This is a genomic window from Glutamicibacter sp. FBE19 (assembly GCF_015524875.1).
GTDB lineage: Bacteria > Actinomycetota > Actinomycetes > Actinomycetales > Micrococcaceae > Glutamicibacter > Glutamicibacter halophytocola.
In genome coordinates this window covers 102,694-125,679 of the sequence record NZ_JACKQN010000010.1, presented here as the reverse complement: position 1 = coordinate 125,679, position 22,986 = coordinate 102,694, and the positions used below count along the sequence as shown (strand labels likewise).

The 22,986-nt window shown below is 59.6% G+C and carries 29 protein-coding genes and 1 riboswitch; of the genes, 11 read left to right on the top strand and 18 right to left on the bottom strand.

All coding sequences use genetic code 11. From position 1 onward, the window contains the following. Positions 1 to 11: 11 nt before the first annotated feature. Both H6F58_RS15015 and H6F58_RS15010 read left to right on the top strand, forming a co-directional pair. The gene (locus tag H6F58_RS15015; protein ID WP_206693726.1) at positions 12 to 950 is read left to right on the top strand and encodes a carbohydrate ABC transporter permease; all 939 of its coding nucleotides are present in this window, start codon (positions 12 to 14) and stop codon (positions 948 to 950) included. 9 nt (positions 951 to 959) lie between these two features. Then, complete coding sequence (locus H6F58_RS15010; RefSeq protein ID WP_195182070.1) at positions 960 to 2,327, top strand: sugar ABC transporter substrate-binding protein; 1,368 nt, start codon at positions 960 to 962, stop codon at positions 2,325 to 2,327. A 59-nt stretch (positions 2,328 to 2,386) separates the two neighbouring features. Here H6F58_RS15010 and H6F58_RS15005 read toward each other — a convergent pair whose 3' ends face one another. From H6F58_RS15005 to uraD, 4 genes are all read right to left on the bottom strand, one after another. Beyond that, positions 2,387 to 3,925 carry a nucleobase:cation symporter-2 family protein gene (locus tag H6F58_RS15005; protein ID WP_236995222.1) on the bottom strand — a complete coding sequence of 513 codons (1,539 nt, stop codon included), beginning with the start codon at positions 3,923 to 3,925 and terminating at the stop codon, positions 2,387 to 2,389. 75 nt (positions 3,926 to 4,000) lie between these two features. Then, the gene (gene pucL, locus H6F58_RS15000) at positions 4,001 to 4,924 is read right to left on the bottom strand and encodes a factor-independent urate hydroxylase (protein ID WP_146277105.1); all 924 of its coding nucleotides are present in this window, start codon (positions 4,922 to 4,924) and stop codon (positions 4,001 to 4,003) included. Positions 4,925 to 4,928: 4 nt separating this feature from the next. Continuing rightward, entirely contained in the window at positions 4,929 to 5,285 is a 357-nt protein-coding gene (uraH, locus tag H6F58_RS14995) for a hydroxyisourate hydrolase (protein ID WP_060703179.1), read from the bottom strand. Between the two features lie 26 nt (positions 5,286 to 5,311). Continuing rightward, positions 5,312 to 5,806, bottom strand: a complete 495-nt coding sequence (gene uraD, locus H6F58_RS14990; protein ID WP_195182069.1) for a 2-oxo-4-hydroxy-4-carboxy-5-ureidoimidazoline decarboxylase — start codon at positions 5,804 to 5,806, stop codon at positions 5,312 to 5,314. A 322-nt stretch (positions 5,807 to 6,128) separates the two neighbouring features. On the opposite strand from uraD, the gene H6F58_RS14985 reads away from it, so the two are divergent. Next, the gene (locus tag H6F58_RS14985; protein ID WP_146277111.1) at positions 6,129 to 6,323 is read left to right on the top strand and encodes a hypothetical protein; all 195 of its coding nucleotides are present in this window, start codon (positions 6,129 to 6,131) and stop codon (positions 6,321 to 6,323) included. 25 nt (positions 6,324 to 6,348) lie between these two features. Here H6F58_RS14985 and H6F58_RS14980 read toward each other — a convergent pair whose 3' ends face one another. Next, entirely contained in the window at positions 6,349 to 6,864 is a 516-nt protein-coding gene (locus H6F58_RS14980) for a hypothetical protein (RefSeq protein WP_146277112.1), read from the bottom strand. Positions 6,865 to 7,040: 176 nt separating this feature from the next. On the opposite strand from H6F58_RS14980, the gene H6F58_RS14975 reads away from it, so the two are divergent. Continuing rightward, positions 7,041 to 7,808 carry an SDR family oxidoreductase gene (locus H6F58_RS14975; RefSeq protein ID WP_244652621.1) on the top strand — a complete coding sequence of 256 codons (768 nt, stop codon included), beginning with the start codon at positions 7,041 to 7,043 and terminating at the stop codon, positions 7,806 to 7,808. A 9-nt stretch (positions 7,809 to 7,817) separates the two neighbouring features. Beyond that, positions 7,818 to 8,210, top strand: coding sequence for a hypothetical protein (locus tag H6F58_RS14970; protein WP_195182068.1), 393 nt, complete (start codon positions 7,818 to 7,820; stop codon positions 8,208 to 8,210). Here the strand turns inward: H6F58_RS14970 and H6F58_RS14965 are convergent. The 3 genes from H6F58_RS14965 to H6F58_RS14955 form a co-directional block, all read right to left on the bottom strand. Then, complete coding sequence (locus H6F58_RS14965; RefSeq protein WP_084793338.1) at positions 8,207 to 8,656, bottom strand: SRPBCC domain-containing protein; 450 nt, start codon at positions 8,654 to 8,656, stop codon at positions 8,207 to 8,209. The two genes, H6F58_RS14970 and H6F58_RS14965, sit on opposite strands and share 4 nt — an antisense overlap. 99 nt (positions 8,657 to 8,755) lie before the next feature. Further along, positions 8,756 to 9,013, bottom strand: coding sequence for a hypothetical protein (locus H6F58_RS14960; RefSeq protein WP_060703185.1), 258 nt, complete (start codon positions 9,011 to 9,013; stop codon positions 8,756 to 8,758). 85 nt (positions 9,014 to 9,098) lie between these two features. Beyond that, a complete protein-coding gene (locus tag H6F58_RS14955; RefSeq protein ID WP_195182067.1) occupies positions 9,099 to 9,560 on the bottom strand; it encodes a MarR family transcriptional regulator in 462 nt (153 codons plus the stop codon). A 109-nt stretch (positions 9,561 to 9,669) separates the two neighbouring features. Here H6F58_RS14955 and H6F58_RS14950 point away from each other — a divergent pair, with 109 nt between their 5' ends. Together H6F58_RS14950 and H6F58_RS14945 are read left to right on the top strand one after the other, a co-directional pair. After that, positions 9,670 to 10,671: a pirin family protein gene (locus H6F58_RS14950; protein ID WP_195182066.1), complete on the top strand. Its 1,002-nt coding sequence runs from the start codon at positions 9,670 to 9,672 to the stop codon at positions 10,669 to 10,671. A 17-nt stretch (positions 10,672 to 10,688) separates the two neighbouring features. Continuing rightward, complete coding sequence (locus H6F58_RS14945) at positions 10,689 to 11,021, top strand: GNAT family N-acetyltransferase (protein ID WP_146277122.1); 333 nt, start codon at positions 10,689 to 10,691, stop codon at positions 11,019 to 11,021. Here H6F58_RS14945 and H6F58_RS14940 read toward each other — a convergent pair. From H6F58_RS14940 to H6F58_RS14925, 4 genes are all read right to left on the bottom strand, one after another. Further along, entirely contained in the window at positions 11,018 to 12,403 is a 1,386-nt protein-coding gene (locus H6F58_RS14940; RefSeq protein ID WP_195182065.1) for an MFS transporter, read from the bottom strand. The two genes, H6F58_RS14945 and H6F58_RS14940, sit on opposite strands and share 4 nt — an antisense overlap. Positions 12,404 to 12,426: 23 nt before the next feature. Then, a complete protein-coding gene (locus H6F58_RS14935) occupies positions 12,427 to 13,170 on the bottom strand; it encodes a ZIP family zinc transporter (protein WP_195182064.1) in 744 nt (247 codons plus the stop codon). A gap of 61 nt (positions 13,171 to 13,231) precedes the next feature. Next, a complete protein-coding gene (dnaB, locus tag H6F58_RS14930) occupies positions 13,232 to 14,587 on the bottom strand; it encodes a replicative DNA helicase (RefSeq protein ID WP_060703562.1) in 1,356 nt (451 codons plus the stop codon). Positions 14,588 to 15,246: 659 nt separating this feature from the next. After that, positions 15,247 to 15,747 carry a flavin reductase family protein gene (locus H6F58_RS14925; RefSeq protein ID WP_060703196.1) on the bottom strand — a complete coding sequence of 167 codons (501 nt, stop codon included), beginning with the start codon at positions 15,745 to 15,747 and terminating at the stop codon, positions 15,247 to 15,249. A 97-nt stretch (positions 15,748 to 15,844) separates the two neighbouring features. Further along, positions 15,845 to 15,962, bottom strand: a riboswitch (SAM riboswitch). Positions 15,963 to 16,333: 371 nt separating this feature from the next. Here H6F58_RS14925 and H6F58_RS14920 point away from each other — a divergent pair. From H6F58_RS14920 to H6F58_RS14910, 3 genes are read left to right on the top strand one after another with little or no spacing between them, the layout of a single operon-like run. Next, complete coding sequence (locus tag H6F58_RS14920; RefSeq protein WP_195182063.1) at positions 16,334 to 16,750, top strand: PaaI family thioesterase; 417 nt, start codon at positions 16,334 to 16,336, stop codon at positions 16,748 to 16,750. Positions 16,751 to 16,795: 45 nt separating this feature from the next. Further along, positions 16,796 to 17,386, top strand: coding sequence for a dihydrofolate reductase family protein (locus tag H6F58_RS14915; RefSeq protein ID WP_195182062.1), 591 nt, complete (start codon positions 16,796 to 16,798; stop codon positions 17,384 to 17,386). Between the two features lie 7 nt (positions 17,387 to 17,393). Continuing rightward, a complete protein-coding gene (locus tag H6F58_RS14910; protein ID WP_195182061.1) occupies positions 17,394 to 18,458 on the top strand; it encodes a PQQ-dependent sugar dehydrogenase in 1,065 nt (354 codons plus the stop codon). Here H6F58_RS14910 and H6F58_RS14905 read toward each other — a convergent pair. Both H6F58_RS14905 and H6F58_RS14900 read right to left on the bottom strand, forming a co-directional pair. Then, positions 18,455 to 19,972: an acetyl-CoA hydrolase/transferase family protein gene (locus tag H6F58_RS14905; protein ID WP_206693724.1), complete on the bottom strand. Its 1,518-nt coding sequence runs from the start codon at positions 19,970 to 19,972 to the stop codon at positions 18,455 to 18,457. The genes H6F58_RS14910 and H6F58_RS14905 overlap by 4 nt on opposite strands. 183 nt (positions 19,973 to 20,155) lie before the next feature. Next, a complete protein-coding gene (locus H6F58_RS14900; RefSeq protein ID WP_060703199.1) occupies positions 20,156 to 20,461 on the bottom strand; it encodes a helix-turn-helix domain-containing protein in 306 nt (101 codons plus the stop codon). 303 nt (positions 20,462 to 20,764) lie between these two features. Here H6F58_RS14900 and H6F58_RS14895 point away from each other — a divergent pair, with 303 nt between their 5' ends. Continuing rightward, positions 20,765 to 21,130, top strand: a complete 366-nt coding sequence (locus H6F58_RS14895; protein WP_075972645.1) for an SPW repeat protein — start codon at positions 20,765 to 20,767, stop codon at positions 21,128 to 21,130. A 122-nt stretch (positions 21,131 to 21,252) separates the two neighbouring features. Here the strand turns inward: H6F58_RS14895 and rplI are convergent, their stop codons facing one another. The 4 genes from rplI to rpsF form a co-directional block, all read right to left on the bottom strand. Then, positions 21,253 to 21,711: a 50S ribosomal protein L9 gene (gene rplI, locus H6F58_RS14890; RefSeq protein WP_060703201.1), complete on the bottom strand. Its 459-nt coding sequence runs from the start codon at positions 21,709 to 21,711 to the stop codon at positions 21,253 to 21,255. An 18-nt stretch (positions 21,712 to 21,729) separates the two neighbouring features. Further along, positions 21,730 to 21,969 carry a 30S ribosomal protein S18 gene (gene rpsR / locus H6F58_RS14885; protein ID WP_013350683.1) on the bottom strand — a complete coding sequence of 80 codons (240 nt, stop codon included), beginning with the start codon at positions 21,967 to 21,969 and terminating at the stop codon, positions 21,730 to 21,732. A 62-nt stretch (positions 21,970 to 22,031) separates the two neighbouring features. Beyond that, positions 22,032 to 22,604, bottom strand: a complete 573-nt coding sequence (locus H6F58_RS14880) for a single-stranded DNA-binding protein (RefSeq protein WP_060703202.1) — start codon at positions 22,602 to 22,604, stop codon at positions 22,032 to 22,034. A gap of 55 nt (positions 22,605 to 22,659) precedes the next feature. Beyond that, positions 22,660 to 22,956, bottom strand: a complete 297-nt coding sequence (rpsF, locus tag H6F58_RS14875; protein WP_060703203.1) for a 30S ribosomal protein S6 — start codon at positions 22,954 to 22,956, stop codon at positions 22,660 to 22,662. Positions 22,957 to 22,986: the final 30 nt, after the last annotated feature.

The following is a 22,986-nucleotide window of genomic DNA, read 5'->3' as shown; positions in this document are numbered from 1 at the left end:
GGCGGTTCACCATGACAACAACAACAGCTCGACGCGCAGCGATGGATGTGGCACCAAAGCTTACAAAAAATCGCCGGAAGGTCTCACCGGGACGAATTGTGGCCTGGGCGGTCATGATCCTGGTCATTATCGTCACCCTGTTCCCCTTCTATTGGATGCTGCGCACCGCACTGTCCACCAATCCCGGGCTGCAGGCCAATCCGGCTTCCTGGTTGCCGCCAGAATTCACCCTGGGCGCCTTTGAGCGGGTATTGGGCCTGCAGGACACGGAGCAGGCAATTGCCGAAGGCGGGTCGGGCACGCAGCTGAATTTCTGGCGGTACCTGCTGAACTCGGTATTTGTCTCAACACTTATCACCGTGTGCCAATTGGCGTTCTCCGCGATGGCAGCCTTCGCTTTTTCCCGCTTGACCTGGCCTGGACGAGACAAGGTTTTTGCCATTTTCATCGGCGGCCTGATGGTTCCCTCGATTTTCACCCTGCTGCCAAACTTTGTCTTGATCAAGCAACTAGGCCTGATCGACAACCTTGTGGGAATTGCGCTGCCCACCATGTTCATGACCCCTTTTGCGGTATTTTTCTTCCGGCAGTTCTTCCTGAATGTGCCCAAGGAAATCGAAGAGGCTGCTTTGCTTGATGGAGTCTCCAAGGTGGGGATCTTCTTCCGCGTGGTTCTTCCGATGTCCAGTTCGCCAATTGCCACCCTGGGAATCCTGACTTACATCACTTCGTGGAATGACTACTTCTGGCCCTTGATGGTCTCGTACACGGATTCTTCGCGGGTGCTCACCGTCGCCTTGGGCGTCTTCCGTTCCCAGTCTCCGCAATCGGGAACTGACTGGGCCGGGCTTATGGCGGCAACGCTCATCGCGGCACTGCCAATGATTGTTCTCTTCGGTGTCTTCGCCAAGCGCATCGTTAACTCCATCGGCTTCAGCGGCATCAAATAGGAGATTGTCATGAAACCCACTCAACTTCGTTCCTCCACCCGCGGACGCCGTATGGCTGCGGTGCTCGCCACCGCTGCGTTGGCTCTGACAGGATGCGCCGCTGACGTCGAGAATTCTTCGTCCTCCAACACCATCGACTACTGGCTGTGGGACACCAGCCAGCTGCCGGCGTACCAAAAATGCGCCACCCAGTTTGAAAAGGAGAATCCCGAGCTGAAGGTCAAGATCACCCAGTACGGCTGGGATGACTACTGGAGCAAGCTCACCGCGAGCTTCATTGCCGGCACAGGACCCGACACCTTTACCAACCACGTGTCGAAGTATCCGCAATTCGTTTCGCTGGATGTTCTGGCTCCCCTCGATGGTTTCAAGGACATCCAAGGGGTGGACCAAGGCGCCTTCCAGGACGGGCTCAAGGACCTGTGGACCGGGCAAGACGGCAAGCAGTACGGCATGCCCAAGGATTGGGACACCATCGCTGTGTACTACAACGAGAAGATCTTCGCCGAAGCCGGTGTTAAGGCTGAAGATGTCTCCAATTCCCAATGGAGCCCGTCCGACGGCGGCAGTTTTGAGAAGCTCGTTGCACACTTGAGCATTGACGCGAATGGAGTGCGCGGCGACGAGCCAGGCTTCGACAAGAACAACGTCAAGGTGTACGGCCTCGGGCTGTCCAGCGCCGGCGGGGATAACGCTGGACAATCGCAGTGGGCCGGCTTCGCGGCTACCAATGGGTGGCAAGCAACAAACCAGCCGTTGTGGGGAACCCACTACAACTACGACGATCCAAAAATCCATGAGACCCTCGACTGGTATTTCGGCCTCTCAGACAAGGGTTTCATGCCACGCTACGGCCAGTTCAACTCTGCCGATGGCGTGATCGGACAGGTTACCTCTGGTTCGGTTGCCATGGTCACCGATGGGGCCTGGATGAACGCCTCGTATGCCTCGGGCGAAACGAAGATCGGCGCAGCCCGTTTGCCCAAGGGCCCGGATGGGACGAGCAAGTCCGCCATCAACGGCCTCGCCGACTCAGTGGTGAAAAGCAGCGACAATCCTGAAGCCGCGTCTCGTTGGGTGGCCTATATGGCCGGTGAGAAATGCCAAACCATCGTTGCCAAGGCGGGCGTTGTTTTCCCCTCGCGGCGGGATGCAACCGAGATAACTTCGAAGATCTATGCGGAACAGGGATTGGATCCAGAGGCATTTACCGGTCCTGTGAAAGAAGGCAATACGTTCTACTTGCCAGTGACCGATTATGGCGCCGATGTGACCGCCCTGATCATTCCGGCGATGGAGGATCTATGGGCCAATCGCAAGCCGGCGTCCACGTTGGACAAGACCAATGACGCCATAAACAACGTGTTCATCAACTGATCCACGGTTCACAAAAAGATGCAGCCGACAGATGATTCTGTCGGCTGCATCCCAAGTTATCAGTGCTCTAGGCCAGGCTGATTCAGTTTTGGCAGGGGCATCTGGATTTGCCCGGTTTGAATCTTCTCGAATTCATCCGGCGAGACGACAGGAATTTCGTAGCCTTCCTTGTCGATCAGCTTGCCGTTTTCAAAATGATCTCCTTCGATCAAGCCACAGATTTCGTCCCGCTTGACCATCCGCGGCGGTGCCGCTGAGAACACCGAAGCATTCTTGGTATTTCCGAAAGTGAATTCGTTGAACAGCAAGTTCAGGAGTACCGCCATGATGGCTGCTGAAGAAATTCCGGAATGGAAGATGGTCTCAAACCAAGTCGGGAATCCTGCGTAGAAGTCAGTTTTCACGATTGGAATGCAGCCGAAGGCAATCGAGGCCGCGACAATCACCAGGTTCATGCCGTCGTACTTCACCTTGGACAAAGTTCGGATTCCCGAGGCCGCTACCGTGCCGAAGAGCACGATGCCTGCGCCGCCAAGCACCGGAGTCGGGATGGCTGCGACCACGCGTCCGAGGACCGGCAACAGTCCGAGCACCACCAGGATGCCGCCACCGGCTGCCACCACGAAACGACTGGTGATGCCGGTGATGGCCACCAGTCCGACATTCTGGGCGAAGGCCGACTGGGTGAAGGTATTGAAGATCGGTGCCACAGCGGAGGAAGCCATATCGGCGCGAAGGCCGTTGGCGATGCGCTTGGAATCAATCTTTGACCCGGCAATCTCGCCCACCGCGAGGATATCCGCGGTCGTTTCCGTCAAAATCACCAGCACCACGATGGTCATGGAAATGATGCCGCCGATTTCAAACACCGGCATGCCGAAGGCCAGCGGCTGCGGGAAGGCGAAAATCGCGCCGTTCCCGACCTGGGAGAAATCCGCCATGCCCAGCAACGCTGCAGCTACCGTGCCCAGCACGATGGCCAGCAAGATCGACATCCGGGAGATCGCGGCATTGCCGACCTTGGACAGCAGCAGGACTACCAGGAGCGTTCCAGCGGCCAGCCCGATGTTTGACAACGAACCGTAGTCATCGGCCTTGGCGTCCCCGCCCATGGCCCAGTTGGCGGCCACCGGGGTCAGCGAGATGCCGATCATCGTGATGACCACGCCGGTGACTACCGGCGGGAAGAAGCGGATAATTCGGGCGAAGAACGGGGCAATGAGGAAGCCGATGAGCGCTGCGACCAGCACGGCGCCGAAGACCGCCTGGATACCCCCGCCACCATTGACGATGGCCACCATCGTGGCCACGGACGCGAAGGACGTGCCCTGAACCAGTGGCAGTTGCGCTCCGAAGAACGGGATGCCGACGGTTTGCAGAATAGTGGCCAGTCCGCCAACGAAGAGGCAGCACGCTACCAAGAGACCGATCTCTGCCGGTGAGACGCCAGCTGCGTTGCCAATGATCAGTGGTGGGGCGATGATGCCGCCGTACATGGTCAAAACATGCTGCAAGCCATAGGCAAAACTCTTCCCGACGGAAAGTTTTGCGTCCTCAGGCCGGATGGCTTTGGTAGATTCATCAGGTGTAGCGCTCAAGGCTGACCTCCTACGTCAGTCGCTGCCAAGGGTGTGCCGGTGTGTCCGCACCGGCACACCCTCAACGCTGTCAGGTTAGATAAATGCCGGGATATTGGCCCAGATTGGGTGATTCGCCTCGGTGCCTTCACGGGTGATGGTCGCTTCGATCAAGCCGTAGGGGCGATCGGCAGCGAAGAAGACCTCGTTGGGGTTGTCCTGGCCGAAGGCTTCCAAATCCACGAGGAAGTGGTGCTTGTTCGGCAGGGACATCTTGATTTCGGCGATTTCCGGATGGGCTTCAAGCACTGCCTGGCCCATCTGGAACATGGTCTGCTGCAGTGCGTAGGAGTGGGTCTGCGCGAAGTGGGTCAGCAGCAGGTTGCGCACCGAGGCATATACTCCGTCGAAGTCGATGCCTTCGGTGACAGCCTCCTCGGTGTAGCGCCAGCGTGCGGTCACGTCGGTGGCAAGGATGCGATCCGTGGTTTCCTTCAGGGTGGTGTACTTGTCCCGTGGGAAGCCGTGGAATTCGCTGCCAGTGGACTTCAGGACCGTGAGGTCTTCAAGACCAGCAACGATCGACTTCTTGCCCTGTGCGTCGATTTCCAGCACTGCGGTGCGGACCTCGGACTTGTTCTGCGAGAAGGCGTGGTCGTGGTCGTTGATGCGGTCCCAGAAGAACTGCTGGGCTGCCCAGCGGCCTCCGGTGATCCAGTCGAATTCTCCGGTGAAGTGCTCGCCGAGCTGCACCAGGAACTCCTCGATGGCTCCAACGCCGTTGCGGGCCAGCCCGTAGACGGTGTTCTTCTGGGTGTCGGTGGCGACGACACGGCCGTTGTCGCCGTCCTGATGCGCGGCGGTGAAGTCGCCGTGCAACTGGCTGGTGACATTCAGGTCCTGGATCTGATGGCGATCGGTGTCGCGGGTGATCTTGACCAGGCGAACTTCCGCCTTGCCGTACTGGTTGGATCCGAGCACGATCTTGGTCTGGGCTGGGGCGGTGATTTCGGTAGTCATTGTTCTAACTCCCTCGGTATGTGGAATAGGCAAACGGGCTGATAAGAAGAGGTACGTGGTAATGCTCATCGACGTTGTTCACGAAAAAATCGATGCTTACCGCGGGGAAGAAGCTTTCCGTTCCCTGCTTCCCGAAGTAGTCCCCGGTTTCAAAAGAAATCCGGTAGCGGCCTTCTTCAACCTGTATCGGTCCAAGGTTCTTGATGCGTCCATCGGCATCGGTTGAACCTGTTCCGATTTCTTGCCAGCCGGATGCCGTCTTGGCTTCCAGCGTGGCCTTGACACCGGAGGCAGGCCTCCCGGTCCCGGTGTCGAGTATGTGGGTGGTGATGTGACTGCGTTCTGCGCTGCCATCTGCCATGGTCGTCTCCTAATAGTCGGAGGGAATTATTTGGTAAGGAGGTCGTTGAGCCGAAGGACCGCGATTTCGCGTAGCTGCGTGGCGGCTTCGGCAAGTTCGGTTGCTTCGTCGTTGTCCAGTCGGCGTTCGCATTCGGCCAGGATTTCTTCGGTGCTGCGACCCGCGGCACGGATGAGGAACACGCGGTCGAATCGCTGTTCGTAGTTCCGGTTTGCCACCTTCAAGCGCGCGGCGGCATCGTCGTCCAGGTTCAGCGAGGCCTGCTCACCACGAGAAAGATCTGCTTCTTTGCTTTGGCCCTCGGCACGTTCACCGATGCGGGGGTGCTGCGCCAAAGCGGCGTCCAGCTCCTGCGGATCAAAGGGGGCGATGCCATTCATGGCATAAGAAGTCAGCTCGTCCCGAGTTGCGAAGGGACGAGCCGAGATCAGTTCGTGGATCCAACGGTCTGCATCAACGCAGGGCCGAAGAAGGGCTTCGGCTTCAGCTGCGGAGAGTTCGTTGAATGCGTCGAGGTGCATCGGGTGATCAGCTCATTTCATCGGTCGACATTCCACGGACCTTGGCTGAACACCCTTACCACCGAAAATATTGATTTCGGTTTCGACTCGATGCTGGTTTCGTGGAACCTTGTTGCTCAACTGTAATCCATTTCACAGCGGGTGCGTCAAGAGCAAAACCAAAAAATTTACACGCCCTTATTTTGTTTCGAGGCTTTCACGTAGCCCGGAAACTATTTGCTCAGACCCCTTGCCAACGGCACCTCGAAGCTCGCATACTAGTTTCACTAGATAAAATATAGATTTCACAATGCGGAAGTGTTGCAACACGAAGGAGGGAACGATGGCCACCATCAACCAGACAAAGATTACCTGCCCAACCGAAGGGAATCGCCCGCTGGGCGGCACCGCGGCTTTGCGCACGGGACTGTTCCAATCCATCGACAATCTGGATCCCGATATTGTTCGGCAGCCGAAAATCACCAGCTCGGCACCGTCGCTGTGGAACAAGATTTTCGGGTCGGCCACCGACCGCTAGTGCCGGCAGCCCGGGTCATGCTTGCTTAGGAATGCGCCAGCAATTGCAGCAAGATGACCACCACGCCAACCGCGGCCAGCAGCAGCATGAGCACCGCAGTGCGCCATAAGCCCAGGCGCATGCGACGCATCGCCAGGAATGCAAAAAAGGCCAGCGCCGCAACGAGCCACCATTGGCCCAGGTGCAACGCCAGCGGAACCTCAAGAACATTGAGCGCGCTGAGCCCAAGCAAAGCCAAGGGGCCGAAAACGGCACCGGCTGCGCCCCACACCACCTTGAGCAGATGCTTCAGCTCCGCTCGCGTAACCAACGCGGCGTGAATAGCGGAGTGCGCAATGACATCTGCAACGAGGCCCGCCATCAGCACCGCTGCCACCGTAACCACCAGGCTCAGCGCGGCACCGCCAGCAGTGGGGGCGCTACCGTGGGAACCGGCAGCAATCATCACGGCGAGCGCGGTGAAGGTGACATACACGCGCTCCTTGAGCATCGCGGCTCGCTCATCCGCAGTCGCCGCCGAATCATTGAATTCCTTTTGCACTGCCGCCACCTCGCCATGGGCCATCAGGATTAGAAACCCAGTTTATCGCTCACTGTAACGCAAGAAATCTGGTGGTCACGCAACATCCGGTACACCGGCTGGGCATTGCGAGCGCGGATTCCTAGGATGGGAGCACGCACGTTAACACCGATGTTGATGGAATCCTGCAAGGAGAAATGATGCCCCAGTCCTCTCGCCCAGTTGAGCAAGGCCGCACAATCGTGATCACTGGCGCTGGCACGGGCATCGGCCGCGCCACGGCTCGCCTGCTCCTATCCCAGGGATGGAATGTCGCTCTGGCGGGACGCACCAAGACCACCTTGGAAGAAACCGCGCAGTCCCATTCTTCGGCTTTGGTTCATCCCGCCGATGTCACCGATCCCGGCGCCGTCGATGAGCTGTTCTCGGCAGCACAACACCGTTTTGGAACTGTCGACGTGCTCTTTAATAACGCTGGCATCTTTGGCCCCTCGGTTTCCATAGACGAGTTGAGCCCTGAACAGTGGGATCAGGTGTGCCAGATCAATCTGACCGGAGCCATCAACGCCGCACGCAGCGCCTTTGCGCACTTCAAGGCCAACGGCGGTGGCCGCATCATCAACAACGGGTCGATTTCTGCACAGGTTCCACGGGTGAAATCGGTGGCCTACACGGTGACCAAGCACGGGATCGCGGGGCTAACGAAGGCCTTGGAACTTGATGGCCGCCCGCATCGGATCCGTGCCACTCAAGTGGATATCGGCAACACGGCCAGCGACTTGCTTGATGATTTCGGGGCGAATAACGGCGCCCTGCAGCCCAGCGGGCAACGGATTGTTGAACCGACATTCCCGTTGGAACAGGCCGCCGAAGCCATCGCCTATATCGCCGGCGTGCCCCTGGGCACCTCAATCAACCAATTCACCATCACGGCCGGTGGCATGCCGTATATCGGACGAGGCTAGGAGGAAACCATGCATGTCGAGATTCCGGCAACCTGCGGCAACGCTCCACGCCATCGGATCATTACCGACGTCCTGGCTGCGGCTTATGGCAAAGACCTGCCCCTGCTTGAACAGTGGTTTTCAGAGGATATCCAGTGGAACATCGCGGGCAAAGGGTCCTTGGAGGGCTTCGATGCGGTGCGGCAGTGGATACTCGAAGCACCGGCCGCCGGGTCTGTGCAGTTTTTCAGCGTGCTGACCCACGGTCCAGAAGGAAGCGCCGACGGCCGGTCCTGCGACAGTGAACATTCAGTGGTCCACTTCAGCCATGTGCTGAAATTCGCGTCTGCCGCCAAAGCCGCAAAAATCAAGGAAATCCGCAGCTACTTCGTGCAGCAGCCGGCCATCGGGTTAGAGATCTAGAAGTACTCGGCCAGCAGCGCTTCAAGCTTGCCCAAGGCGGAATGCCAAGCCTTGGTGCTGGAATCAACTACTTCATAGGGCAGCGGTCCCTGGGTCAGGGTCAGCATGGTCTGCCCCGCAAACTCCTTGAATTCGATACGAGTCTCAATGACCAGGTCAAGAGTCATCTCATGCGGGCCATCGGCGCTGACCAGGCACTCGTATTCATCGAAGGAAGTCAGCACGGCCTTGAGTGGAACCTTGGCCTCCGGGTTTTCGATCTGAACCATTTCCAGTTCATGGCGGCCGCCGACCTTGGCTTCAAAAACAACCGATTCCTCGTTGACGGCCCACCCCTGTGGTCCCCACCATTGGGCAATGATTTCGGGTTCTACGAAGGCTGCCCACACGGCGGTTTTCGGGGCGGAAAACTGTCGTGCGATCACCAGTTCAGTCATCGATTCCATGAGTTAAATGGTATCGCGGCATTCTTGCCGCACCCTGCGAAGCTGTGCCCGGATCAACCCTGGGCGACGTGGCCTTGCTCATGGAGATGGTGTGTCTGGCTACTGCTGGCGGCGACGCGGTTCCAGCCGGCTGGCCGTGTACAGCGTCTGCTCATCAGGCTGGGTCCCCGCGGCCTCATGGGCCGCCTTGACCTTCATGGCCCGGTCCCACTTGATCCGCTCGCGAGGGCTGGCTTCCACGCGGCGTTCCGCAGGACCGAAAATGCTCAGTCCCAAATACTTCAGGCGCCAGAGAATGCGATAGCCAATGCTCAACCCGGTGGTGTCGGTGATGATTGGCAGCGGAGATTCATCCATGCGAGTGGTCCTCTGCAGTATGCGTGGGTGTTGGTGCTTTTGTCCCAGCATACCTTATTAGTTGGTGCACCAACTAAATGGCTGGCTACTCCTTCGGCGCATTGACGCCAGCGGCGATCAGGCGGTCCAGGATGCCCCTGAGCTCGACAACGTCCTTCTCTGATAGCTCGAGTCGAGACATCATCTGCAGCGGAACTTTCAGCGCCTCCTTGCGAAGTTCAGCACCCTTGCCAGTGGGCTGGAGGACGACTGCGCGCTCGTCCTGCGGATTTTTGGATTTGTCCACCAGGCCGGCGGCCTCCAACCGCTTGACCAGCGGAGACAGTGTTCCAGGATCCAGGTGCAACTGCTCGCTCAGTTCACGGGCGCTCATCGGGCCAGAATCCCACAGCGCCAGCATCACCAGGTACTGCGGGTGGGTCAGGCCCAGTGGATCCAGCACGGGCTTATAGGCAGAGATCACCGTTCGAGAGGCAACCGCCAGACCAAAGCACACCTGCTTTTCCAGCTTGAGAAGATCATCCTCCGGAAGAATAGTGCTGTCCACGTTGCTGCAAACTCCTTGAAATCGGGGCAATACCGGTGCCTTGATCGTACCCCGGCCTAACCGCCAGTCGATTGTAGCCAAAGCCCGGTGCAGTGAATAACCTTGGCTTATGAGCAATCTCGAGCACAGCCCGGCAGAAGTCAACTGCAGTGAAGTCACATCCCATGCCGAGGTTGAAGTCTTGACGCCTCGAGAGGTCCCGTTGGGCGGTCCCCGGGCCATGACAGTATTCCGCACCCTGCCGCAAAAGCAGCGCAGCCTCATCGGTGCCTGGTGTTTCCTGGACCACTACGGCCCCGACGACGTCAAAGCCACCGGCGGCATGAACGTTCCACGCCACCCCCACACCGGGCTGCAAACGGTCTCCTGGCTATTCACCGGAGAAATCAACCACATGGATTCGGCAGGCTTCAAAGCCACCGTGCGCCCGGGCGAGGTCAACCTCATGACCGCCGGGCACGGCATTAGCCACTCCGAAATCCTCACCGATGGCACCACCATTCTGCACGGCGCCCAGCTGTGGACTGCACTGCCCGAGCACGCCCGGGACATGGAACACACCTTTGAAAATTATCGGCCAGAACCGCTCTCTGGGCCAGGCTGGTCCATGTCCGTTTTCATGGGCAGCTACGAAATCTCCGGGCAGCGCTCCGCCTCCCCGATCGTGACCCACTCGGAGCTGGGCGGCGCTGAATTGCGTCTGGAGCCGAACACCCAGATTGAGATCCTGGTCCCGGAGCATCATGAGCACGGAATCCTCCTGGATTCGGGCGCCCTGCAGCTCAACGGGCACCAGCTGGCCCCACGCGATCTCGGGTTCGTGCGCACTGGTTCCACCACCCTGCGCCTGGCTTCCGGCGACGAACCGGTGCTGGCCCTGCTCATCGGCGGAGAACCATTGAAGGAAGACATCTTGATGTGGTGGAACTTTGTGGGCCGCACCCACGAGGAAGTCCTCGCCTTCCGCGCGCAGTGGCAAGCCGAGATCGGAGCAGAACCAGGAGATGCGTCCGAGGATCGCTTCGGACCGTTTCCGCCTGGCACCCCGGCGGCCCTGCCCGCCCCAGCCCTTCCCACCGTTCGCCTGCGTCCGCGCGTGAACCCTTCCTGACCCAAAGGACACCAAACATGAGTGAAATCCAGCCAGTCTTCCTTCCCGAGCGCCAGCGCTTCGCCCTTGACGATAACGGCAAGATCATCGGCGCGGCACACTACCGGGACTTTGATGGAGCCGAAGGAACCGAGCGGATCTTCTTCCACACCACCGTGGATGAGGACTACGCCGGACAGGGACTAGCCAGCGTCCTGGTGAAATTCGCGCTGCAGAACACCATCGCCAGCGGAGCGAAAATCGTGGCGGTCTGCCCCTATGTCAAGGGCTACGTGGCCAAGCACAGCGAGTACGACCAGCATCTTGCGAAGCCAACCAGGGCGCACCTGGAGATCTTGCCGCGCGGCTAGCGTGCTGCCAGGGCCGGGGCACCCTTGGTCCGCGGCGAAATGGCGATCAAAACCAGGACCAGGACCAGGCTGAAGCTGAAGACCGCAACGAAGCCCGTGCCTGCAGCGGCCAGCGCAAAGATCACGCCGCCGATGGCTGTGGCCCCGGCATTGCCCAGCGAGTCCGCCACGGACATCGCCGAAGAGTTGAAGCCCTGTTCTTCCTTGGTGGACAAGGCCAGCATGTTGACGTTTTGGCGGGGGAAAATCATCCCCATGCCAAAGCCTCCGACCGCCCAGCCGCACACCAGCACGAGCACCGGCGGGTGGAAGAGCGCGGTGGCCAATGCGGTGGCTATGGCCACGCTCCCGGCCACTGCGCCCACGGTGATGCAGGTTGAGGAAGCGACCTTCTCCCCCAGCCTTCCCTGGAGCCATGAACCCATCGACCAGCAAAGGGCCGAGGCCGTCAGGATCAATCCGGCCCGGTCCGGGGCGAGCTGGTAGTCCTCGCGAAGCAGATAGGGCAGATAAACCTCCACCCCGAAGAAGGCGCCGGTAATGAAGATCCTGGTGGTGATGGTAGCAGGCAGGCCGCGGCGCGCCAGGAACGTCCCACGCGGCAGCAGCGGGCGAATCGCCACCAATGCGACCACCAGCGCCAGCGCTAATCCGGCCAGCGACCAGCGGCTGTTCGAATTGCCCAGCAGATTCATGGAGATCACGGCAAGCCCGGTCAGCCCGGCAAGCCCCAGGCGCTTGACCGATACCGGACCAAGTTCCTGGTTGCGCTCGGAATCCAGGGAATTGAGCACCGGAACCATTGCGCAGAAGGCGACGATCACCAAGACGGCCACGCCGGAAAAGACCCAGCGCCAGCCGAGGTGCACCGCCATCAGGCCGGCCAGCCATGGGCCAACCATCGCTGGCAGCACCCACGCGGTGGCAAAGAGTGCAAAGATTTTTGAATGCAGCTGGCCTGGATAGGCACGGGCAATCAGCACGTAGATAGCCACGGTGATGGCACCGCCTCCGACGCCCTGCAGGATGCGCCCGCCAATAAGCATCGGCATATTCGCTGCGGAACCGCAGATCAGCAAGCCCACGCAGAAAATCGCGACGCTAATGAACAAGGGATGCTTCGGTCCCCAGCGGTCGGTGACTTCACCGGCGGCAACCATGCCGAGCATGCCACTGGCAATCGGGGCGGCAAAGGCCAGTGCAAAATAGCGTTCGCCGTTGAGCAGTTCGCTAACCATCGGCATCACGGTGGTGACCGCCATGGATTCAAAGGCAACGAGGAACACCAGAACAAACATGCCCATGGTGGTGGCCAAGAATTGCGGTGCGTAAATGGTTTCTGTAGCTGGCGCAGGATTGTGGCTACTACGTCTTAGGGGCATGCCCTAATCATGCCAGTTTTCTGCTATCCGCCCAGAACATGCAGGGCGAAGGCCGACAGGAAGCCTCCGGTGACCAGCAGCCCGGTGTAGTCATGTTCAACAGAATAGGCTTCGGGAATCATCGAGTCGGCAATCATGGTCAGGATTCCACCTGCGGCAACTGCCGTGGCGAAGGCCAGGGCTTCTTCAGGCATGGATTGCATGGCCAGTGCCCCGACAAAGGCAGCCAGCCCACAAGAAATCGCGATGGAACCCCACAGAAGGGCAATCGAGGAACCTTTGCGGCCGGCGCTCTTCATTTGAGCCGTGCTGGCCAGCCCTTCGGGAATGTTGGAAATGAAAATGGCAATGAGCATGGCGGGGTTGATGCTCGCGCTAGCTACAACGCTCAGGCCCAGTGCCACGGATTCGGGAATGCCGTCGATCAAGGCTCCCACCGCCAAAGCGGTGCCCGCAGGTTCGCCGCCCCGAGCGCTGCCCGAGGCTTTTTGACGCCTTGTGGTGCGCCAGGCCAGTACCCGATTGGCCGAGAAATACAGCGCGGCGCCCACCACCACACCGGCCGCGGTTGCCAGGAGCCCGCCAGTTTCGAAGGCCTCGAGTACAAGCTCGAAGCTCAGTGCACTGACCAGCACTCCTGCGCCGAAGGCCATGATCGCGCAAACCCAGACCTTCGGAATTTTCAGCCACCAGGCGGCGCCAGATCCCAGCAACAGCGCCGATCCGGCTACCGTGCCCCAAAGCAAGGCCTGCAAAGAAGCGAACATGGCACCCACTATAGCCAGCAAGCCGCCGGCTTAGTAGCTGCCATGTCGGTTCTGACTGGGATTAACCCTCGGAGGACATATTGCTGAAGCGCGAGTAGTGGCCTTGGAATGCCACGGTGATGGTTTTGGTGGGACCGGCACGGTGCTTGGCGATGATCACGTCGGCCTCGCCTGGACGGTTTTCCTTGTCATACACATCATCACGATGCAGCAGGATTACCATATCGGCGTCCTGCTCAATGGAACCGGATTCACGAAGATCCGAAACCATTGGCCGCTTATCGGTTCGCTGTTCGGAACCACGGTTCAGCTGCGACAGCGCGATCAGCGGAACATCGAGCTCCTTGGCCAGCAGCTTGAGGTTACGCGAGAACTCGGAAACTTCCTGCTGGCGTGATTCCACGCGCTTGCCCGAACTCATCAGCTGCAGGTAGTCGAGGATGATCATGCGCAGCTCATTGCGCTGCTTCAGGCGGCGGCACTTTGCGCGGATTTCCATCATGGACATATTCGGCGAATCGTCGATGAACAGCGGCGCTTCATTCAACCGGCCCATGGTGGTGGCAATCTTGGTCCACTGCGCGTCCTCCACCGAACCCTTGCGCAGGTCCTGGAGCTGGATGGAGGCTTCTGCCGAAAGCAGGCGCATCGCAATTTCATTGCGGCCCATTTCCAGGGAGAAGAAGACGGTGGCCATGTTGTTCTTGATGGCGGCGGACCGGGCGAAGTCCAGTGCGAAGGTCGACTTACCCACTGCAGGACGGGCCGCGATGATGATCATCTGGCCGCCCTTCAGGCCCTGGGTCAGCTCGTCGAATTCGTAGAACCCGGTGGGCACGCCGGTGATGCCGTCGCCGGCGTTCGCGGCGTTTTCGATTTCGTCTACGGTGCCTTCGATGATGTCCGAGAGGCGTACGTAGTCTTCGCTGCTGCGGTTTTCCGCAACCTTGTAAACCTCGGCTTGCGCTTCGTTGACAATGGCATCGACTTCTCCATCGGGCGAGTAGCCCATCTGGACGATGCGGGTTCCGGCGTCCACCAGGCGGCGCAAGACGGCGCGCTCGCGCACGATTTCTGCATAGTAGCCGGCGTTAGCGGCGGTGGGCACCTGCTGAATGAGGTTGTGAAGGTAGGCAGCGCCACCCACGCGGGAAATTTCGCCGCGCTTGGTCAGCAAGTCGGCCACGGTCACGGCATCGGCAGGTTCGCCTCGGCCGTACAAATCGATAATGGCTTCGTAGATGGATTCGTGAGCCGGACGGTAGAAGTCGGTTCCGCGCAGCGCCTCAACGACGTCGGCGATGGCGTCCTTGGATAGCATCATGCCACCGAGCACGGACATCTCGGCTTCGACGTCCTGTGGCGGCTTGCGCCCTGCGTCGGATTCTCGTCCTTCGTAAACCGGCTCAGCACTCATTGCAGACACTTCCATCCCCTATTGACCCCAGGGGGAAAAATCTTCCTTGCCAGATGGCAACGTTCCAACCTGCTAGTTGATGCCAACAGTTCAATGGATTACGTCTGTGGATATTTCTGCCCCAAAGCCAACAGTAGGGCCGATGTTTACCCACGTAAACCCCATTATCCACAGGTCTTGTGCATAACATACCCTCAGCTGTGGACTAGCCTGTTCACTGTCTGGGGAGAACCCTGTGGATTATTGTCAAGTACCCAACAGTAATAGTTATTGACTAGGCTTTTTGTATTTTCACATCTGTGGACAGGTAAATATTTTATTGAAGATAGCGATATGTTCCCAGTAGTTATCAACACCCAAAAACGCCCGCAATACAGGGTTTATTGCAGTTTTCACACAGTTCTGCACATCATGCCCACAGTCGTGTGGATAACCATGTGGATATCTACGGAATCATAAAAGGCTTAGTCACCGGCCTTTAGCACGGCCAACTCGGCAAGTTATGGCCAATAGTCCACATTTTCGCGTAGCGGTCGCGATCCACACCGTGGATAACTATTTGCCTGGCGTTGAACGCGTCCCGAAACGCGACAAGGCCCGGAGCAGATCACCATCAGGGAATCCACGCCGGGCCTTCGGGAAACTACCCCTCAGAAGATTTAGACGAGCTCAGGAACTGGGATTGAATGAAATCGGGAATCATGGAAGATCTGCGGCGAGTGCAGTGATGTGTGATGCCCATGCACCTCCAAAAGCACAACCCAGTGGTCACCAGCTTCGACTTCGTTGTAAATCGACGTTTCCAGCCAGAGGGTGGACTCTTCAATGAACAGAGCGCCCTGCTCGGAAACCACGGTATCCACGCCGAGGAATCGATCGCCCTTCTTCGAAGCGATCTGCGCGCAGACCCCTCCATTGAGATCGCTGAGAACCGAAACACCAATGTGGCTGGCCTCGCGCAGTTTCGGCCAGGTGTTGGAGGTCTTCTGGACTGCAAACATCACCAATGCCGGCTCCAGCGAAACCCCGACAGTGAATGAGGATGCAACGATGCCGGTTTTCACGCCGTCCACTTCTGCACACAGAGCGGCCACGCCTGAGGGATGTTGAGCGAAAACCTTGCGTAGGGTTAGCGGGTCAAGTTCACGATTCAATGACATGGCTCGATTCCTTCGGTTCTTGCCCACCGCGTCAGACCCAGCGGGAACAGCGGTTCGGGATGATCCGAATCCGGTTGCCACTGAGGTTTCACGCCGTGCGCGGTACTTGTTCTGACACTATTTGGCGCAAAACCGAATCCTCACCTGGAGCACCCCACTACCGTTGAGAGGGTTGCCGATCAGCAAGCCAGGGCTTTTAGCTGATGCTCTTGATTCTGCTTAAAACAATATGACTCATGACGAAGCACCGTCAAACAATTCACTTCTCAAATCGCAATATTCAACAAAATATTCGACAGTGGCTCAGTTTTAGGGTCACGGAACAGTCCTTTATTCACCAATTCGGACCGCTTCAGGCACTTCAGCCGGCCATGAAGGTGTGATCTTCGTCGTAACGCATTAACTTATGGCACGGCTAAATATCTTCCGGCATCTGCGCTTCGTGGAAAATCGGCGCCAGGGTTCGCCATCAAGGATCTTCCCGCAAGGATTGCCGCGTACTTCAGCAGGTAAAGTGCAAATAATTGAACCGCAAGCCCCACCACTCGAACAGGCGCACCGCGCCCCGACACTTTTGGAGTCACCCGTGAGTTCCCCAGCACAGCGAATCCCCGACAAGACCAGCCGCTTCACTGACAGCATTGGCCTGGTCTTTGACGACATCACCGCCACTTCCGTGCGAGGCCATGCCGATCTCAATGAAGAGCACCACACCCCGTGGGGCGTCGTACATGGAGGTGTCTATGCCTCCATGATTGAAAGCGCCGGCAGCGTTGGCGCCAGCTACGCGGTCTCAGAGCGCAATCAATTTGCTGTGGGCGTTCACAATGCCACCGACTTCCTGCGTCCCACTACCGGTGCGCGCGTGCAGGTTGCGGCCAAGGCGCTGTTCCAAGGCAAGACCCAGCAGTTGTGGGAAGTTGTCATCACCGACGAGGCCAGCGGAAAGGAACTCTCGCGCGGACAATTGCGCACCCAAAACGTAGATATGCCCAGCGCCTGAGCGTATCCTAGGTGGCACCTAGCGGATCAGCTTCGGAGGCTTGCCATGAGTGCCACCTATACCTTTGACGTGTTCAGCAGCCTTGATGGCTTCGGCAGTGCAGGCAGCGATTGGGGTGGCTACTGGGGAAAACAGGGGCCAGAGCTGTTGGCCCATCGCCTCGGGCTCTACACTCCCCCATGCCGCATGGTTTTCGGAGCCAACACCTTCCGCTTGTTTAGTCTCTTCTGGGCAGAAATCGAGATGAATCCCGAGGTTGAAGACGCGTGGGGCGTGGCTTTGCACGACAAGCCCGCCACCGTCATCTCCACCACCTTGGTTGAGCCGCTGTCTTGGCCTAATGCCACGCTGGAGCGCGCTGATGCCTTGGAAGTCGTCGCCCAGCTCAAGGAAACCTCAGATGTGCCGCTGCGCTCCCACGGTTCCCTGGCCATGAACCATTCGCTGCTGGCGGCAGGTCTTGTGGACTTCATCCAGGTGAGCATCTTCCCGGTGCTGACCGGGCATAGCGGCTCTGCTCCGGTACTCGGAGGGGTCGACGACTATGACCTGGAACTTGTCGATTCAAAGCTTTTGGACGGGCGGATCCAGGAACTGACGTATCGCCCGACGCGCCATCAGCCGGCGCACGCATAGCCACCCGATGAAGCACATCCGGGACACATGCCTGCTGCTCGGCGCAGTGTTCCTCGCCGGATGCTCCACGCCAACACCACTTCCAAGTCCAGCTGCCGAATCGCACACCGCTCCAGAACCACTGGCCACCGGCTTGGAAGCTCCGTGGTCCATGGTCTACGTCCAGGACAGCTTGCTGGTCAGCGAACGCGATTCCGGGAGGATCCTGGAGGTTTCGCAGTCCGGACAGAGCCGCGAAGTGGCCCGGATCGATGATCTCGCAGCGAGAGGCGAAGGCGGGCTGCTGGGCCTGGCCTTCCTAGCGCCGGACCAGCTCTACGCGTATTCCACCGCGGAATCCGGTAACCGCATTCAGCAATTCACCGTGCAAGGCAGCGCCGGAAACCTGTCATTGTCGGCTCCGCGGACCCTGCTGGATTCCCTGCCCTCGGCCAATATCCACAACGGCGGGCGGCTGGCCATCGGACCGGATGGAATGCTCTACGCGAGCGTGGGCGATGCGTCCAACCCTGGGCAAGCCCAGGACCTGCAGGCGCTGGGCGGCAAGATCCTGCGCATGGCACCCGATGGAAGCGTCCCGGAGGACAATCCCTTCGAGAATTCCCTCGTCTACAGCTATGGGCACCGCAATGTGCAGGGCCTGGCATGGAGCGATGATGGCACCATGTATGCCAGCGAATTCGGGCAAAACACCTTCGACGAACTGAACATCATCAAGGCCGGCGGGAACTATGGCTGGCCCGAAGTCGAGGGGAAGGGCGGCGCAGATCGGCAGTACACCGACCCGATTGCGCAGTGGTCCCCTGCCGAGGCCAGCCCCAGCGGCATCGCGATCCTAGATGGCACCGCCTACCTGGCGAATCTGCGCGGCGAAGTGCTGCGCGCGGTGGAACTGGACGCGCCGGCCATCGAGCAGGAATTGCTCGATGGCCGGCTCGGCCGGCTGCGCGATGTGCTGGTGGATCCTGGCGGCTCGCTGCTGGTGCTGACGAACAACACCGACGGGCGCGGCCGGCCAGGGACGGGTGATGACCGGATCGTGCGCATCGATCCCGGCCAGCCCGGCGGCTAGCTGGCCGGGCGCATATCCCCGGTCTGCTCGAAGCGCTGGTGCCAGGACAGGGCCTCGCCCAGCAGGTGCGGGGTGTGCTTGCCGTAGCTTTGCCTGCAGGCCCGGTCGAAGTAGTCCTGCAGCAGCCCCCGGTAGTCCGGATGCGCGCAGTTCTCGATAACCTGTTGGGCGCGCTGCTTGGGCGACAGGCCGCGCAGATCGGCCAGGCCCTGTTCGGTAATCAGGATCATGGTGTCGTGCTCGGTGTGGTCCACATGCGATGCGAAGGGCACGATGCCCGAGATCTTGCCGCCCTTGGCGGTGGACGGGGACATGAACACCGACAGGTAGCCGTTGCGGGCGAAGTCGCCGGACCCGCCGATGCCATTCATGACATGGGAGCCCAGGACGTTGGTGGAGTTCACATTGCCGTAGATGTCGGCCTCGATCATCCCGTTCAGGGCGATGCAGCCCAGCCGCCGGATGATCTCGGGGTGGTTGGAGATCTCCTGGGCGCGCAGCAGGATGCGCTCGCGGTAGTGCTCGACATTGCGGTTGAATTCCTCGATGCCCTCGGCAGACAGCGAGAAGCTGGTGGCCGAGGCGAACTCGATGGTGCCGTCCTTGATCAGCTGGAGCATGCCATCCTGGATGACCTCCGTGTAGGCGGCCAAGGACTTGTAGCCGCCGCGGGACAGGCCCGCCAGCACGGCGTTGGCGATGTTGCCGACGCCCGACTGCAGCGGTAGCAGCTTCTCGGTCAGCCGGCCGGCACGGATCTCCGAGTCCAGGAAGCCCAGCAGGTGATCGGCGATCTTCTCGCTGGTCTCGTCCACCGGGGCGAAGGGGCTCAGCCGGTCTGGCGCGTCGGTTTGGACCACCGCGGCGATCTTGCTGACGTCGACGTCCAGGTACTTCTGGCCGATCCGGTCGCGCACCGTGGTCAATTCGATGGGCTTGCGGTGCGGAGGCAAGGCGGTGCCGTAGTAGACATCGTGCATGCCCTCCATGGCGGCGGATTGCTGCGTGTTGACCTCGATGATGACCTTGTCGGCCATCTCCAGCCAGGTCTTGTTGTTGCCCACGGAGCTGGAGGGGATCAGGTCGCCCTCGGCGGTTACGCCGACCACCTCGATGATGGCCACGTCGATCTTGCCGTAGAAGCCGAACCAGGCGTGCTGGGCGACATGGGACAGGTGGATGTCCATGTACTCCATGTTGCCCTCGTTGATGCGCCGGCGCAGCTCGGGATCGGACATGTAGGGAAGGCGAAGGTTCATGCCCTCGGCCTTGGCCAGCACCCCGTCGAGCTCGGGGGCGGTGGAGGCGCCGGTGAGCACGTTGATCTTGAACTCCTCGCCGGCAGCGTGCTGGCGTTCCATCTGGGCGGCCAGGGCGCCGGGCACTGCCTTCGGGTATCCGGCACCGGTGAAGCCGCTCATGGCCACCGTCATTCCCGGCTTGATGATGGTTGCCGCCTGTTCGGCGCTCATCAGGCGATCGGCAAAGGCCCGGTGGTGAATACGCTCGTGCAAAATAACCCCTTCGAAGCTCGGCTGTGACGCAGGTCTATAACCCGCATCTCACCGGAACACTTTAGCCGCTAAAGATGCCGAGCCGGAGGGCAGATGGTCGGATCCAGCGGTGGGTGGCGCTTTTCTCGATGAGCTGCCCGCTATTTGCGGTGGCCGGTCGGCCATTCGCGCGGCGGGGCCGGGCTAGCCCAGCTGGGCGAAGGCTTCGCCGCGGGTCGCCGTGATCTCGATTCGGGCGTCCATGGCCGCGGCATATCGGCGCAAGGTGGCTAGCTGGACCCGGTCCAGGTCGCCGGTTTCCATGCGGGCAATGCGGTCCACCGGCAGCTTGAGCCGCGCAGCCAGTTCGGCCTGGCTCAGGCTGGCTTCTTCGCGCAGGGCGCGCAATGAGAGCTTGCGCGGGCCGCTTCGGACGGTGCGCTGATGCTCGGCCACTGCCTCGCGTTGCTCCTTGGTCAATGCTTCAGGATCGGCAAACGCAAAACCCATGTATTCCACCGTTTCTCTCGATCGTGCTGGCCTGGCCAGTCCCATCTTCGAGGCTACGAGCCCGCGGCTCCAATGCCAACGATTAAGAGGCACCGGGCGCAAGGCGATCTGGTGAATTATGCGCGAACCTGCGGTGTCCCCACAAGAGCCGGGAGCCCTCCTGTGCCGCAGCCGGGACGCCTCCAGGGCCAAGGATTTACCAAAATGCTCCCAAAAGTAGATTGTGCATCGGCAACCGCGAACCTACATTTAAAGCGACTCCCGCTAAGGAGCCCTCTGCAATGGATGTTGGAGGTTTTCACAATGAAGAAATGGACTCGGTGGCAAGACTGGGTCGGCGTCGCGGCCGGTATTCTGGCCGCAGTTTCAACCATGTGGCTTGAGGGAACCAGCACCTCGATGAGACTGATGGCGGCCTTCGGCCTGCTCATGGTGATCACCGGCGTCTGGAGCGTCATGATGCCACGTTTGGTTTCCATGGAATGGGCACTTGCCATCGCCAGCGCCTTGCTCTTCGCCTCGCCTTGGATGGGATCGTTTACCGATTTCGCCGGCGTTGCCTGGATGTCCTGGATCTGCGGTGGCGCCGGCGTCGTTGCCGGACTGCTTGCACTCGCCCCTGCTATTCAAATGCGCCATGCAACTGGTGGATCCCGGATGGCGCACTGAGAATCCGCGATTCCGATAGCCTGCCATCTGGGCGGGCTGGACGGCGGGATAACGCCAAGAGGTGGCGTGTGCTCCTTGCGGAGCGCACGCCACCTCTTGAACAGAAGCCGAGTCTAGAAGACTTACTTCTTGGCAGCAGCTACAACCTGCAGGCGCAGGTTTGCAACGACGTCCTCGTGTACGCGAACGGTTGCGTTGTAGTTGCCAGTCGACTTGATGTGGTCGTTGACCTCGATGTTGCGCTTGTCGATCTTGCCCAGACCGGCAGCCTCTACGGCGTTAGCGATATCGGTGGTCTTGACGGTGCCGAACAGGCGGCCGTTGGAACCAGCCTTGATGGTGATCTTCACCGGCTGGGACTTCAGCTTGGCTGCAAGTGCCTGAGCTTCCTCAAGGTTTGCAACAGCGCGAGCGGCACGTGCAGCCTTGATCGACTCCACCTGCTTCTCACCGCCCAGGGTCCAGACGATTGCGAAGCCGCGTGGCAGCAGGTAGTTACGGGCGTAGCCGTTCTTTACCTCGACAATATCGCCAGCAGCACCGAGACCGGATACTTCGTGAGTCAGAATGATCTTTGCCATTTTGCTATCCCTTCTTCCTTAGCCGCGGCCAGCGCCGGAGTAAGGCAGCAGGGCTACTTCACGTGCGTTCTTGATAGCCTGTGCGATCTTGCGCTGTTCCTGAACGGAAACGCCGGTCACTCGACGAGCGCGGATCTTTCCGCGGTCAGAGATGAACTTGCGCAGCAATGCGGTGTCCTTGTAGTCGATGACGGTGATGTCAGCGGCCTTCAATGGGTTGGACTTTGGTTTGGGCTTACGGATTTCAGCCTTAGCCATCGTGGAGCTCCTTTAGCTTTGGAGCCCGCAGAGTGATCTGCGGGATGGTGAATAAATATTGTTTAGAAAGGTGGTTCGTCTGCGCCTGGGTTGCCCCAGCCGCCACCGTTGTTTCCGCCGGTGCTCCATGGGTCTGCGGCTGGAGCATTCCATCCGCCACCCTGCTGCGGCTGCTGCTGACGCGGCGCCTGGGCTGGAGCACCTTGCTGTGGTGCGTTGGAGAATCCTCCACCGCCACCATTGCCGAAGCCACCGTTGCCACCGCCGGAGCGCTGGGTGCGGGTGACCTTGGCGGACGCAAAACGGAGCGATGGGCCGATTTCATCGACCTCAAGCTCCATCACGGTGCGACGTTCGCCTTCCTTGGTGTCGTAGGAACGTGAACGCAAACGACCCTGGGCGATGACGCGCATGCCCTTGGTCAGCGTTTCAGCAACGTTCTCTGCAGCCTCGCGCCACACCGATGCGCGCAAGAACAGGGCTTCCCCGTCCTTCCACTCATTGGACTGGCGGTCAAAGGTGCGAGGAGTCGAAGCGATCGTGAAGTTCGCTACGGCTGAACCGGACGGCGTGAAACGCAGCTCCGGATCGGCGGTCAGATTTCCGATAACGGTAATAACAGTCTCGCCTGCCATTGACTCTCCTTAGAAAGATTGAACGTTTATTCCTACGACGGAAGGTTGCGCGTAATTAAACGCGGGCCTCTTCCGGACGGGTGACCTTGTGGCGCAGGATCAGCTCGTTGATCTTCAGCTGGCGCTCAAGCTCAGCGGAAGCGGCTGGTTCTGCGGTGTAGTTCACCACTACGTAAGTGGCTTCTGCCTTCTTCTTGATCTCGTAGGACATCTTGCGACGACCCCAGACATCAACCTTTTCGATGGTGCCACCGTTGGAGCGGACAACCTCGAGGTACTTCTCGATGGTTGGCTCTACGGTGCGGTCATCGACCTCTGGATCAATGAGGACCATAAGTTCATAAGCACGCATGTGAACCCACCTCCTTTGGGCTAAACGGTC

Coding starts and splice junctions, on each gene's coding strand:
- H6F58_RS15015 (WP_206693726.1), top strand. CDS start 12: ATGACAACAACAACAGCTCGACGCGCAGCGATGGATGTGGCACCAAAG.
- H6F58_RS15010 (WP_195182070.1), top strand. CDS start 960: ATGAAACCCACTCAACTTCGTTCCTCCACCCGCGGACGCCGTATGGCT.
- pucL (WP_146277105.1), bottom strand. CDS start 4,924: ATGACTACCGAAATCACCGCCCCAGCCCAGACCAAGATCGTGCTCGGA.
- uraH (WP_060703179.1), bottom strand. CDS start 5,285: ATGGCAGATGGCAGCGCAGAACGCAGTCACATCACCACCCACATACTC.
- uraD (WP_195182069.1), bottom strand. CDS start 5,806: ATGCACCTCGACGCATTCAACGAACTCTCCGCAGCTGAAGCCGAAGCC.
- H6F58_RS14985 (WP_146277111.1), top strand. CDS start 6,129: ATGGCCACCATCAACCAGACAAAGATTACCTGCCCAACCGAAGGGAAT.
- H6F58_RS14975 (WP_244652621.1), top strand. CDS start 7,041: ATGATGCCCCAGTCCTCTCGCCCAGTTGAGCAAGGCCGCACAATCGTG.
- H6F58_RS14970 (WP_195182068.1), top strand. CDS start 7,818: ATGCATGTCGAGATTCCGGCAACCTGCGGCAACGCTCCACGCCATCGG.
- H6F58_RS14965 (WP_084793338.1), bottom strand. CDS start 8,656: ATGGAATCGATGACTGAACTGGTGATCGCACGACAGTTTTCCGCCCCG.
- H6F58_RS14960 (WP_060703185.1), bottom strand. CDS start 9,013: ATGGATGAATCTCCGCTGCCAATCATCACCGACACCACCGGGTTGAGC.
- H6F58_RS14950 (WP_195182066.1), top strand. CDS start 9,670: ATGAGCAATCTCGAGCACAGCCCGGCAGAAGTCAACTGCAGTGAAGTC.
- H6F58_RS14945 (WP_146277122.1), top strand. CDS start 10,689: ATGAGTGAAATCCAGCCAGTCTTCCTTCCCGAGCGCCAGCGCTTCGCC.
- H6F58_RS14940 (WP_195182065.1), bottom strand. CDS start 12,403: ATGCCCCTAAGACGTAGTAGCCACAATCCTGCGCCAGCTACAGAAACC.
- H6F58_RS14935 (WP_195182064.1), bottom strand. CDS start 13,170: ATGTTCGCTTCTTTGCAGGCCTTGCTTTGGGGCACGGTAGCCGGATCG.
- dnaB (WP_060703562.1), bottom strand. CDS start 14,587: ATGAGTGCTGAGCCGGTTTACGAAGGACGAGAATCCGACGCAGGGCGC.
- H6F58_RS14925 (WP_060703196.1), bottom strand. CDS start 15,747: ATGTCATTGAATCGTGAACTTGACCCGCTAACCCTACGCAAGGTTTTC.
- H6F58_RS14915 (WP_195182062.1), top strand. CDS start 16,796: ATGAGTGCCACCTATACCTTTGACGTGTTCAGCAGCCTTGATGGCTTC.
- H6F58_RS14910 (WP_195182061.1), top strand. CDS start 17,394: ATGAAGCACATCCGGGACACATGCCTGCTGCTCGGCGCAGTGTTCCTC.
- H6F58_RS14900 (WP_060703199.1), bottom strand. CDS start 20,461: ATGGGTTTTGCGTTTGCCGATCCTGAAGCATTGACCAAGGAGCAACGC.
- H6F58_RS14895 (WP_075972645.1), top strand. CDS start 20,765: ATGAAGAAATGGACTCGGTGGCAAGACTGGGTCGGCGTCGCGGCCGGT.
- rplI (WP_060703201.1), bottom strand. CDS start 21,711: ATGGCAAAGATCATTCTGACTCACGAAGTATCCGGTCTCGGTGCTGCT.
- rpsR (WP_013350683.1), bottom strand. CDS start 21,969: ATGGCTAAGGCTGAAATCCGTAAGCCCAAACCAAAGTCCAACCCATTG.
- H6F58_RS14880 (WP_060703202.1), bottom strand. CDS start 22,604: ATGGCAGGCGAGACTGTTATTACCGTTATCGGAAATCTGACCGCCGAT.
- rpsF (WP_060703203.1), bottom strand. CDS start 22,956: ATGCGTGCTTATGAACTTATGGTCCTCATTGATCCAGAGGTCGATGAC.